Below are 12,395 nucleotides of genomic sequence, written 5' to 3' on the forward strand. Positions count from 1 at the left end.
GCTGGTTGCACGCATCAGGGGTTAGCTGATGCGGTGGGCGTTGGTGCGGTCGAAGCCGTCTTCGGCAAAACGTTGGCCGCCGGTGCGGTCGAAGCCATCTTCTGCAAAACGTTGAGCGCCAGTGCGGTCGTAGCCGTCTTCGGCGAAGCGCTGTGCACCGGTGCGGTCGTAACCATCTTCAGCGAAGCGTTGGCCGCCTGTGCGGTCGAAACCGTCTTCAGCGTACGCGGCGGATTGGCTCTGTACCGCTGCGAAGGTGTGGGCGCTGGTGCGGTCGAAGCCATCTTCAGCGAAGGCGCCAGTGGCGATTACCGAGAGGGCCAGGGTGAGGATCAGTTTGTTTTTCATGGTCGTTGCTCCAGGGGTGCGAGTGGTTGTTTGTTTCTATGGATTTAATCCTACGCCGATAAAATTGATAAAAAAGCGCAAAAAATAGCGTCTAATTATCGATTGTATCGATGTGTATGCCCGCGTCAGCGATGAGCCCTCCAGTGGGCTGAGGGGAACGTTGCAGGGTATGGATCAGCGTTTCGCCAGCCATTGCAGGATGACGACGTCGAATTAATGCGGCGTTAAGGACGAAAATAAGCCTGCAGGCGGTAATGAACGCTTTTTTCATACGCCATAAACCGATTTTTCAGGCTTTGCTCAGCACCATCGCCGCACTCAAAACCGGAGCGGCAAACAATGAATAAACTCCCGCAAATCACCGTGGCCTTCTGGGTCATGAAGATCTGCGCAACGACCCTGGGCGAGACGGCGGGCGATTTGCTGTCGATGACCCTGAATATCGGCTACGCGCTGAGCTCACTGATGTTGATCAGCGTGTTTCTGCTGACCCTGCTCGGCCAGCTCTACTCACGGCGCTACCACCCGATGCTCTATTGGCTGGTGATTCTTTCCACCAGTACGGCCGGCACCACCATGTCCGACTTCATGGACCGCACGCTTGGCTTGGGCTACGCCGCAGGCTCGTCGATTCTGATCGGCATCTTGCTGCTGACCTTCCTGGTGTGGCGCCTGAGTGGTAACCCCTTGGACGTCACCCGTATCAAAAACCGCGCGGGCGAGTTGTTCTATTGGGTGGCGATTCTGTTCTCGAACACCTTGGGCACCGCCTTGGGCGATTACCTGGCGGATGATTCGGGGCTTGGCTTTGCCGGTGGTGCCTTGCTGGTGGGCAGTGCCATCGCGCTGGTGGTTGTGGCGCGTTACTGGACACGCATCCCGGGCGTGGTGCTGTTCTGGGTCGCGTTCGTCCTGACCCGCCCGTTCGGCGCCACCCTGGGCGACGTCCTGACCAAGCCACACGAGAAGGGTGGGCTGGACTTCGGCACGGTCGGCTCATCGGCAGTGCTGGCCGGTGTGCTGCTGGTACTGGTGCTGATGGCGACCTATTACCAACGGCGCGAGCCGCGTCAGGTGCTGGAGATGTCCTGAGTATTGATGCGATAACGGGTACTGCGGCCCCCGCCCGGCAGGCGGGCCAGGCACGCCTTGTCGAGCAGGTCGGTGAGGTGGCGGGTTGCAGTAGCCTTGGAGACTTTCGCAACGGCCTGGCACTGCGCGGCATTGATACCTTCTTCGAAGCCGCGTGGGCCCCCGTCGAGCAGCCGGTTGAGCACCTTGACCTGTTCGGGTAAAAGGCCGTCCGCCCGATGCACATGCCAGAACCTGGCTTTGGTGAGTATCCGGTCGATGTTCAGCAACGCCTGCTCGAGGCTGCGCAGCAGGGTTTCAAGGAACCAGCTTAGCCACCGGGTAATGTCGAGGCCGTCCTTCTGGCTGCTCTCCAGTATCTGGTAGTAGCCAGCCCAGTCTTCCAGGATGCTGGCAGACATGGCGTAGAAGCGGATTGCCTGCTGCTCGGCCTGGGCCAGCGCCAAGTCGGTGATGGCGCGGGTCAGGCGGCCATTGCCATCGTCGAACGGGTGCAAGGTGACGAACCAGAAATGGGCGACACCTGCGCGTAGAAGGGGGTCTAGGTGAGTGGCATGGCGGGTGCTGGCAAACCAATCCAGAAAAGCTGCAACCTGCTCTTCAAGGCCATCACGGGGCGGTGCCTGAAAGTGCACCGTGGGCTTGTCGAGGCGACCGGAGATCACCTGCAGGGTTGTCTCGTCACGCAGTTGGCCCACCAGAACTGCTTTGCTCAGGCCTTCTTCCGCCGCTGGGAACAACCAGTGATGCCAGGTGAACAGGCGCTGCAAGGTCAGCGGTTGGTCGTACCCGCGTGTCGCATCCAGCATCAATTCAGCCAGCCCTTCGCTCCGCGCAGTAGTCGCGCCTTGCTCATGGATGCCCAGCCGTCGAGCGAGGGACGAGCGCACCGAACCCACGTTCAGCTGTTCACCCTCGATCGCCGACGACGTGACAATGTTCTGCAGCAGTGTGTCGAGGATGTTCTCGCACTCGCTGATCGCATCGATGGAGCCGATCTTGCCCAGCAGGCGTCCTTGCATCTCGACGCAACTGCGTAGCAATGGGGCAAGGGCGTCGCTTTGCCACTGGAAATGGGGCCAGTCGGATTGCTGCCATATCCATAGTGGGCTGTTCATGATCGCTCCAACTTATCAGTGAGCCGAATAGGGCCGTTAATCGGCTCACGCCATAAAAAGGTTCTTCACGTAATGTTGGGGAAGTGTGGCTGCGATTTGCTTGCTGAGAGATAGGGTGAAAGCTGCCAAGTGCTTGTCTTGGGTTTTGAGGTGGTGCGCAAATCGAGCGCCGCCCGCGCGGCGCTTCGCAGCACAAGGCTGCTCCTACATCTGTTTCGGGCCAGTTACGCCTGTACCTGCGCGCGCGACCGCCTTGTTTGTTCCGCACGATATCGAGGTGGCCGCCAAAGGGCCGCTCGCCTTTGTCTCAGGGCTCATTGGCCCGAACCGATGAGGAGCAGCCTTGTGCTGCGAAGCGCCGCGCGGGCGGCGCTCGATCTCAAAGGCGCATAAGATCCAGCGACAAGCACCCCCAAAAAAAGGGCGCCCCGTGCAACGGAGCGCCCCTTTTTCATATCTGCCGGATCAGTATCAGTCGGTGGTGATGCGCGAATGATGCTTGGTGTCTTTCATGGTCGCGTACACCAGCAGCGAGCAGGCGATGCAGCCGGTGACGTACCAGTAGAAGCCGGTTTCCATGCCATTGCTCTTGAACCACAGGGCGACGTATTCGGCGGTGCCGCCGAAGATCGACACGGTCAGGGCGTATGGCAGGCCAACGCCCAGGGCGCGGATCTCAGTCGGGAACAGTTCGGCTTTGACCACCGCGTTGATCGAGGTGTAGCCACTGACGATAATCAGCGCCGCCATGATCAGGAAGAACGCGCCCCACCAGGTTTGCACGGTGTGCAAGGTGCTGAGGATCGGCACAGTGAACAGCGTGCCGAGTACACCGAAGGCGATCAGAATCGGGCGCCGGCCGATCTTGTCGGACAGGCCGCCGATTACCGGCTGCAGGCACATGAACAGGAACAGCGTGGCGGCCGAGATGGTGGTCGAGTCGCTGATGCTCATGCCTACGGTGTTGACCAGGTACTTTTGCATGTAGGTGGTGTAGGTGTAGAAGGCCAGGGTGCCGCCCATGGTCAGGCCGACCACGGTCATCAGCTCTTTGGGATGACGCATCAGGGTGCGCATCAGGCTTTCTTTGGACTTTTCCTTCTTGGTGAAGGAGGCGGTCTCTTCCATGCCGCGACGCAGGTACAGCGCAACCACCGCGCACAGCGCGCCGATCACGAAGGGAACACGCCAGCCCCAGGCATACAGCTGCTCGGTGGTGAGCGTCTGTTGCAGGATGATCAGCACCGCCAAGGCGATGAGCTGGCCAGAAATCAGGGTCACGTACTGGAAGCTGGAGAAGAACCCACGGCGCTCCTTGCTGGCCATCTCGCTGAGGTAGGTGGCCGAGGTGCCGTATTCACCGCCCACCGACAGGCCCTGCAGCAAGCGCGCGAAGACCAGCAGGATCGGCGCGGCGACGCCGATGGTTTCATAGCCGGGCGTCAGGGCGATGAGCAGCGAGCCCCCGCACATCAGCAGGACCGAGGCCATCAGCGCGGCCTTGCGGCCTTTGCGGTCGGCATACAGGCCCATCAGCCAGCCACCGATCGGGCGCATGAGGAAGCCCACGGCGAAGATCGCGGCGGTGTTGAGCAGTTGTGCGGTGGTGTCGCCAGCGGGGAAGAAGGCTTTGGCGAAGTACAGCGAGAATGCGGCGTAGACGTACCAGTCGTACCATTCGACCATGTTGCCGATGGACCCGCTGAAGATCGACTTCAAACGGCTGGCGGTGGTTTTTTCTGCGGCCGGCGCGATGGCCGCCCCGGTTGGCAGGGAGGTGGCGTTATCCATCAGGGATACCTTCTCGTTGTTTTTGTGGAGCGCGCCGGAGCGCTGCTTACCACGGTGATTGCAGAAGGTGTGCCAAATGGGTGCGAGGTGATTCATTTGAGGGCGCTGCACCCCGTTCGCACGCAAGCCCGCCTGCACCAAGCCCACTGCGCATGCGGGCTTGGTGGGAGCGGGCTTGCCCGCGAAAGGCTGCAAGTCAGCCCCTAGAAGGTAAAGCGTTGGCGTCATGGGTGAGCGGATTTCCGCTCATCCAGCGCGGACGGTAAGCAGAAATTCGCCTATTACAGGAAGTCTTCGCGCACCAACCCGTGCCGCTGCATTTTCTCGTTCAGCGTACGCCGCGGCAGCTGCAAAGCCTCCATCACCCCCTTGATCTCCCCTTTGCTCTGACGCAACGCCGCTCGCAAGCACTGCGCTTCAAACGCCTCCATCTGCTCGCCCAGCGACTGCCCGGCCGGTGCCACTTCTATGTTCGGCGAACCCAGCCCCAGCGCATGCCGCTCCGCCGCGTTGGCCAACTCGCGCACGTTGCCCGGCCAGTCGTGGGAAAGCAGCTGCGCCAACTGGCTACCGCTGAGCGGCGGCGCTGTTCTGCCCAGTTTTTCAGCGCCAGCACGGGCAAAGTGTTCGAACAGCAAGGGGATGTCCTCACGTCGCTCTCGCAAGGGGGCCAAGCGCAGCTCGGCAACGTTCAAGCGATAGGCGAGGTCTTCGCGAAAGCGCCCGGCGCGGGCTTCTTCCAGCAGGTCCGGTTTGGTCGCGGCGATGATGCGCAAGTCGACGCTGATGCTCTGGTTGGCGCCCAGGCGTTCGAGCTTCTGTTCCTGGATCACCCGCAGCAGTTTTGCCTGCTGGGCCAGGGGCATACTCTCGATCTCGTCAAGAAACACCGTGCCCCCGTTGGCATACTCAAGCTTGCCGATCCGCTTGCCCTGGGCGCCGGTGAAGGCGCCGCTCTCATGGCCAAACAGCTCGGCTTCGAACAGTGATTCAGGGATTGCCGCGCAGTTGAGGGCCACGAAGGGTTTGCCCGCACGCGGGCCGAAGTCGTGCAGGCAGCGGGCCACGCGCTCCTTGCCACTGCCGGTTTCGCCGCGGATCAGCACATTGACCGGCAGGCCGGCCAGCTCCAGCACCTGCCGGCGCAGCTGTTGCAGGCCCTGGGACATGCCCAGCAGGGTGTTTTCGAGGCGTGACTTGAGGTCGGCCTGCTCGTGCAGCCGGCGGTTCTCCAGCACCAGTTGGCGCTTTTCCAGGGCGCGTCGCAGGCTGCCCAGCAGGTGCTGCGGGGTGAAGGGTTTTTCGAGGAAGTCGTAGGCCCCCTTGCGCATGGCATCCACCGCCATCGGCACGTCGCCATGGCCAGTCAGCAGGATTACCGGCAGGTCGGGGTCCTCTGCCTGCAAGCGCTCGAGCAGTTGCAGGCCATCCATGCCCGGCATGCGCACATCGCTGATGATCACGCCGGCAAAATGCTGTGGCAATTGCGCCAGGCAATCCTCCGCGCGGGCGAACAGTTGCACGCTGAAGCCGGACAGGCTCAGCCATTGCTCGACCGCCGTGCGGATACTGGCTTCATCATCGACGACGATCACTGAATTCAACATACAGGCTCCAGGTCGCGGGGCAGGGTGAGGCTCAGGCGGGCGCCGCCCGGCAGGTTCTCGGCCTGCAGTTGGCCGCCGGCTTCGTGGACGATGCCATAGGAAATGGCCAGGCCAAGGCCCAGCCCTTCGCCCACGGGTTTGGTGGTGAAGAAGGGGTCGAAGACCTTGGCCAGGTGTTCTTCGGCAATACCGCCCCCCGAATCGAGCACGCTCAGGCGCCACTGGTCGTGATCCAGCTCGATGCGGATCTCCAGGCGTTTGTAGCGTTTGTCGGCCATGGCGTCGAGGGCATTGCGCAACAGGTTGATCAGCACTTGCTCCAGGCGGATGGCGTCCCCGCGCACCCAGGCTGGGCGTGCCAGGTACAGCGCGACCTCGACGCCCTCGCTGCGAATACGGGTATCCAGCAGGTGCAGGGCCTGGTCGACCACGCCGGCCAGGTCCAGGCGCTCGCGCAGCCCGACCGGGCTGTTGCGGGCAAAGGTCTTCAGGTGGCTGGTGAGCGCGGCCATGCGTGTGAGCATCTGTTCCAGGGGTTCAAGGGCCTTGCGCGCTTCGTCGTAGCGGCCATGGTCGAGCAGCAGGCGCAGGGTTTCCAACTGCATGCGCTGGGTGGTCAGCGGCTGGTTGATCTCGTGGGCCATGGCCGCCGACATCTGCCCCAGGGCGGCCAGCTTGGCCGATTGCACCAGGCCTTCTTGCGCGGTGCGCAGTTCACGGGTGCGCTCTTCGACCTGGCGCTTGAGTGCTTCGCGGCTGCGCTGGCGCAAGCGTGCCAGGCGCAGGCGCTGGCTGACGAACAGCGCCGCGAAGACCAGGCTCAGCCACACGGCCGCAGCGCCAAGGGCGGCGTTGCGACCGTCGGCGGCGACCTGCGGTTTGCGCAACAGGTGCAAGGTCCAGTCTTCACCTTGCAGCGGCAGGCGTTCCCACAGGTATTCGGCGACGCCCTCCGGCCCTTGCACGCGGGCCAGGTGGCTATTGTCGGCAAAACGGGTCAGAACCTGATGCTGCAGGGGCACCAGGGGTTGTTTGTCGTACTGGCGGGTTTCAGCCAGTTCTGCACGGTCAGCGCCACTCAGCGGCTGCAGCTCGCGGTAGCGCCAGCCGTCCTGGTTGGCGATGAAGGTAATGCCACGGGCATCGCTGACCAGCAGGATATCGTTGCCCTGGCGCCATTCACGTTCCAGCTCGGGGAATTCGAGCTTGACCACCATGGCACCGAGGAAGCGGCCATGCTCATCATTCACCGCGCTGGCCAGGAAGTAGCCTGGCACGCCACTGGTCACACCCACCGCGTAGAAGCGGCCGCTGCCTTGGCTGCGGGTCTGTTTGAAATAGGGGCGAAAGCCGTAGTTGGAGCCCACGTAGCTGCTCGGCAGCCGCCAGTTACTGGCCGCGATGGCCAGCCCGGTGCGGTCGAGCAATTCGAGGGTGGACGAGTTGGCGGCACCGTTGATGCGTTCGAGCTTGCGGTTCAGGGCGTCTTGTACCGGCTCGCTGACCGGGCCGCGCAGGGCTGCGATCAGTTCCGGGTCGAGTGCCAGCACGGCGGGCAGGGCGCGGTAGCGTTCGATCAGGGTATGCAGGGCGTTGGCGTACAGGCCCAGTTGCTGGCTGGCGCGTTGGGCGTCGTCTGCCATGGCCTGGCGCTTGGCCTGGTGCATGGCCCAGCCGGCGCTGAGCGCGGTGCCGAGCAGGATGAACAGGACGATCAGCCCCAGACGCAGGGCGCGAAAGGAAAACGGCATGGGGCGGATCCGAAAGATGAGGAATTCAGTGCCGGCCCTATCGCTGGCAAGCCAGCTCCCACAGGTATTGCAAAGCCCCTGTGGGAGCCGGCTTGCCGGCGATAGGGCCAGTACCGGCGTTCAACCGCTTACAACAACTCGAAACTTTTCTGCTGCACCGCTTCGGAATCCAGCCCTACCTGGACATTGAACTCCCCAGGCTCTGCAACCCGCTGCAGTTGGCCATTGTAGAACTTCAGGTCTTCCTCATTGATGCTGAAGGTCAAGGTTCGCGACTCGCCAGCCTTGAGCATCAGTTTCTGGAAGTTCTTCAGCTCTTTGACCGGGCGGCTCATGGAGGCCGAGACATCCTGCAGATACAGCTGCACCACGGTCTCGCCGTCACGCTTGCCGGTGTTCTTCACCGTGACCTTGGCCTCCAGCGTAGCGCCACGCTTGAGGTCCTTGCTCGACAGGGCCAGGCCCGACAATTCGAAGCTGCTGTAGCTCAAGCCATAACCAAACGGATACAGCGGCCCGTTGGGCTCTTCGAAGTACTGCGAGGTGTAGTTGCCGGGCTTGCCGGGTGTGAACGGCCGGCCAATGCGCGTGTGGTTGTAGTACATCGGAATCTGCCCGACTGAACGCGGGAACGTAATGGCCAGCTTGCCGGACGGGTTGTAGTCGCCGAACAGCACGTCAGCGATGGCATTGCCGCCTTCGGTGCCGCTGAACCAGGTTTCCAGCAGGGCGTCGGCCTGCTCGCGTTCCCACGCGATCGACAGCGGGCGGCCATTCATCAGCACCAGTACCAGCGGCTTGCCGGTGGCTTTCAGGGCCTTGATCAGTTCGCGCTGGCTGGCCGGAATTTCCAGGGTGGTACGGCTCGACGATTCGTGAGACATGCCACGCGACTCGCCGACCACCGCGACCACCACGTCGGACTGCTGCGCGGCCTTGACCGCTTCATCGATCAATACCGCGGCAGGGCGCAGGTCGTTGACGATTTCCGGGGCGTCGAAGTTGAGGAAGTTCAGGTAGTCGAACATCGCCTTGTCGCCGGTGACGTTGGAACCCTTGGCGTAGACCAGCTTGGCCTTGCCTTCCACGGCGCGGCGCAGGCCTTCGCGAACGGTCACCGAATGCACCGGTTTGCCGTCGGCCGCCCAGCTGCCCATCATGTCGATCGGCGCATCGGCCAATGGGCCGACCAGGGCAATGGTGCCGGCCTTCTTCAGTGGCAGGGTCTGGTTGCGGTTTTCCAGCAGGACCAGGCTGCGGCGGGCCACGTCACGCGCGGCATCGCGGTGCAGGCGGTCGTTGCCGTAGTAGTCCTTGAGGTCGGTTTCGGCTTTGCCGATCCGCACGTACGGGTCTTTGAACAGGCCCATGTCGTACTTGGCGCCAAGCACTTCGCGCACCGCCTGGTCCAGTTCGCCCTGGGTCACTTCACCGTCCTTGAGCAGCCCTGGCAGCTCTTCGCCATACAGGGTGTCGTTCATGCTCATGTCGATACCGGCCTTGATCGCCAGTTTGGCCGCTTCACGGCCGTCACGGGCAACCCCGTGGCGGATCAGTTCCTGGATGGCGCCGTGGTCACTGATGGTCACACCTTTGAAGCCCCACTCCTTGCGCAGCAGGTCGTTCATCAACCAGGTGTTGGAGGTGGCCGGCACGCCGTTGATCGAGTTCAACGCCACCATGACCCCGCCAGCACCGGCATCGAGCGCGGCGCGGTAGGGCGGCAGGTAGTCGTTGTACATTTTCGTCAGGCTCATATCGACCGTGTTGTAGTCGCGGCCGCCCTCCACCGCGCCATACAGGGCAAAGTGCTTGACGATGGCCATGATGCTGTCGGGGTTGGCCGGGCTGCTGCCCTGGAACGAGCGGACCATCACCTGGCCGATTCGCGAGGTCAGGTAGGTGTCTTCACCGAAGCCTTCACTGGTGCGGCCCCAGCGCGGGTCGCGGGCGATGTCGACCATCGGCGCAAAGGTCATGTCCAGGGCGTCGGCAGCGGCCTCGATGGCGGCAGTGCGGCCGACCTTGGCAATCGCGTCCATGTCCCAGGTCGCGGCCATGCCCAGGCCGATCGGGAAAATGGTGCGCTCGCCGTGAATGGTGTCGTAGGCGAAGAACATCGGAATCTTCAGGCGGCTGCGCATGGCGGCGTCCTGCATCGGCCGGTTCTCGGGCGCGGTGCGCGAGTTGAAAGTGCCACCGATGCGGCCTGCGGCGATTTCTTCGCGGATTTGCTCGTGGGTCATCTCCGGGCCGATGCTGATCAGGCGCAGCTGGCCGATTTTTTCGGCCTCGGTCATCTGGCTGATCAGGTGATCGATGAACGCCTGCTTGTCCTGCAGGGGCGGAGCGGTAGGGGCGGCGAGGGCCGCCTGACTGACAAGGCCCATGGCCAGGCCCAGCAAAGACAGTTTCATCATCAATTCCGTTGTGGGGCCTCTGCCGTATCCACCGTGATACGCGCGCGGCCGAAGTTTTCAGGCGGCTATTGTTGTACAGTTCGGGGGCGATTCTTCCAGCGGCGGATTATGCCTGAATATGTCGGCGGCCGATGGCACCCTGAATGCCTGGACAACAACAATAAGAACGATCGAGAGACCGCTGGCATGACCCCCCTCAACGAATACGATCAACGTCAGATCGCCGAAGCCATTGCCCGTGCCGAACGGCGTACCGATGCCGAACTGGTAACGGTGCTGGCCCGCCGTGCCGACGATTACGCCTACCTGCCACTGTTCTGGGCCGCGGTGCTGGCGCTGGCCGTACCGGGCTTGCTGCAGATGCTGCTGGGCTGGCCCGGTATCCGTGGCTTGCTGGTGGCCAACGTCGTGCTGTTCATCGGCTTGTGCCTGCTGCTGCGCCACCCGCGCCTGGCCGGCTGGCTGATTCCGCGTGCCTGGCGCCGCTGGCGGGCGTCGAGCCTGGCCCGCCAGCAGTTTCGCGAGCAGAACCTGCAGCGCACCCGCGGTGCCACGGGGGTGCTGATTTTCGTCAGCGAAGCGGAGCGGCATGTGGAAATCCTGGTCGACCAAGGGGTGGAGCAATACCTCGATGCCAGCGCCCGCTCGGCCATCGTAGGGCGCTTTGCCGAACAGGTGCGTCAGGGCCGGACCTTGCAAGGCTTTGTCGATTGCATCGACGCCTGCGGTGAGTTGCTCAGTGAGCACGTGCCGCGCACCCATGCCCGCAACGAACTGCCCAACCGTTTGGTGATTCTGGACTGACAAAAGCGGGCGTATGGATTGGGGGGCCAGCCTCACACCTGTAGAATGCGTGGCATTGCGCAACGCGCTCCCCGCAACTCGAGGCACCGTTTTTCATGTCCGCCAGTCCTTCCGCTTCCACCGCGCCAGAGGCGCGCACCCAGTTCCTTGAGCTGCTGAGCGCTGCCCTGCACGGCAATACCTTGGTCAAACTGGTGCTGGCGCGCCATGTGGGTGCCGATCAGTCCCTGCAGCGGATCATCGCCAAGCCACTGCAGGTCAAGGGCCAGCCCTGCCTGTCACTGGTGTATCGCCACCAGACCCGTGACATCACCCGCAACCTGCCACTGGAGCAGGCCGAAGCGCTGGTTGCCGAGCTGCTGCCTGACAGCTTTCGCAATGCGCACCTGTTCGATGCGGACGGCGAAGTGCAGCTGACCTTCAGCAAGAAAGGCAAGCCCATGCTCCAGCGCCACGGCGCCCAGGCGCCGCGTGATGCGGCTGCGAGCAGTGGCCATGACCGGGAGAAAAAGCGTTACCTGGAGCTGTCGCGGCCCTTTTTGCGTGACCTGGGCGTGACCGATGCGCAAGGTGCGCTGATCCCGTCGATGTCGCGCAAGTGGAAGCAGATCAACAAGTTCATCGAGGTGTTCGAGCACGCCCTGGCCAGCGCGCCGCTGCCGGCCGAACAGGCCCTGCGCGTAGCCGACTTTGGCTCGGGCAAGGGTTACCTGACCTTCGCCATGCACGACTACCTGCGCAACACGCTGGGCCGCGACGCCCAGGTGACCGGCGTGGAGCTGCGCCAGGAAATGGTCGACCTGTGCAACGCCGCGGCCTCGCGCCTGGACCACCCGGGCCTTGAATTCCAGTGCGGCGATGTACGCAGCGTGGTGCCCGAAGCCATCGAGGTGATGATCGCCCTGCACGCGTGCGACATCGCCACCGACTACGCCATTCACACCGGCATCCGCTGCAACGCCGCGATCATCATGTGCTCGCCGTGCTGCCACAAACAGATCCGCCCGCAACTGCACAGCCCAGGCTTGCTACAGCCGATGCTGCAGTATGGGTTGCACCTGGGGCAGCAGGCCGAGATGCTCACTGACAGCCTGCGAGCGCTGTACCTGGAAGCCTGTGGTTATGAAACCAAGGTGTTCGAGTTCATTTCGTTGGAACACACCAACAAGAACAAGATGATTCTTGCGGTGAAGCGCAAACAGCCGGTGGATAACGCGGCGCTGCTGGAGAAGATTGCGCAACTCAAGGGGTTTTATGGGGTGCAGGAGCATTGCCTGGAGACGTTGTTGCGGGGGGATGGGTTGATCTGAATGCTTGCTGAGCGCTGATCCTGAATGTGGGTAGGAAATTTCTCCAGAGCACCTTGCGACGGTGTTTGACGTGAAGAAGTCTGTAGTGTGGCGTGCACCTGCAAGGTACTCCTGGTTGTCGTTTGACAACCTTGTCATTGCGAGCCCACACTGG

9 protein-coding genes are annotated in these 12,395 nt (G+C 62.7%); 3 read left to right on the forward strand and 6 right to left on the reverse strand.

Annotation, left to right across the window (positions count from 1 at the left end):
• Window positions 1-21 precede the first annotated feature (21 nt).
• A complete protein-coding gene (locus AC5PZ0_RS05020; RefSeq protein ID WP_099455190.1) occupies window positions 22-348 on the reverse strand; it encodes a hypothetical protein in 327 nt (108 codons plus the stop codon).
• 339 nt (window positions 349-687) lie between these two features.
• Between AC5PZ0_RS05020 and AC5PZ0_RS05025 the strand changes: the two genes are divergently transcribed.
• A complete protein-coding gene (locus AC5PZ0_RS05025; protein ID WP_493854465.1) occupies window positions 688-1,440 on the forward strand; it encodes a COG4705 family protein in 753 nt (250 codons plus the stop codon).
• Here AC5PZ0_RS05025 and AC5PZ0_RS05030 read toward each other — a convergent pair.
• The 5 genes from AC5PZ0_RS05030 to bglX all read right to left on the reverse strand — a co-directional run bounded on the left by AC5PZ0_RS05030 (window position 1,419) and on the right by bglX (window position 10,127).
• Window positions 1,419-2,558, reverse strand: coding sequence for a Fic family protein (locus AC5PZ0_RS05030; RefSeq protein ID WP_493854466.1), 1,140 nt, complete (start codon window positions 2,556-2,558; stop codon window positions 1,419-1,421). The genes AC5PZ0_RS05025 and AC5PZ0_RS05030 overlap by 22 nt on opposite strands.
• A 471-nt stretch (window positions 2,559-3,029) precedes the next feature.
• Window positions 3,030-4,349 carry an MFS transporter gene (locus AC5PZ0_RS05035; protein WP_027594113.1) on the reverse strand — a complete coding sequence of 440 codons (1,320 nt, stop codon included), beginning with the start codon at window positions 4,347-4,349 and terminating at the stop codon, window positions 3,030-3,032.
• Window positions 4,350-4,630: 281 nt separating this feature from the next.
• Window positions 4,631-5,956, reverse strand: a complete 1,326-nt coding sequence (locus AC5PZ0_RS05040) for a sigma-54-dependent transcriptional regulator (RefSeq protein ID WP_085273592.1) — start codon at window positions 5,954-5,956, stop codon at window positions 4,631-4,633.
• Window positions 5,950-7,707, reverse strand: coding sequence for a sensor histidine kinase (locus AC5PZ0_RS05045; protein ID WP_085273591.1), 1,758 nt, complete (start codon window positions 7,705-7,707; stop codon window positions 5,950-5,952). Before AC5PZ0_RS05045 ends, AC5PZ0_RS05040 begins: the two co-directional genes overlap by 7 nt.
• A 128-nt stretch (window positions 7,708-7,835) precedes the next feature.
• Window positions 7,836-10,127: a beta-glucosidase BglX gene (gene bglX, locus AC5PZ0_RS05050; RefSeq protein ID WP_099430310.1), complete on the reverse strand. Its 2,292-nt coding sequence runs from the start codon at window positions 10,125-10,127 to the stop codon at window positions 7,836-7,838.
• A gap of 186 nt (window positions 10,128-10,313) precedes the next feature.
• On the opposite strand from bglX, the gene AC5PZ0_RS05055 reads away from it, so the two are divergent.
• Together AC5PZ0_RS05055 and AC5PZ0_RS05060 are read left to right on the forward strand one after the other, a co-directional pair.
• Window positions 10,314-10,931: a TPM domain-containing protein gene (locus AC5PZ0_RS05055; protein ID WP_027594117.1), complete on the forward strand. Its 618-nt coding sequence runs from the start codon at window positions 10,314-10,316 to the stop codon at window positions 10,929-10,931.
• Window positions 10,932-11,026: 95 nt separating this feature from the next.
• Window positions 11,027-12,241, forward strand: a complete 1,215-nt coding sequence (locus tag AC5PZ0_RS05060) for a class I SAM-dependent methyltransferase (RefSeq protein WP_493854467.1) — start codon at window positions 11,027-11,029, stop codon at window positions 12,239-12,241.
• Window positions 12,242-12,395 lie beyond the last annotated feature (154 nt).

The organism is Pseudomonas sp. 5.2 (assembly GCF_059025405.1).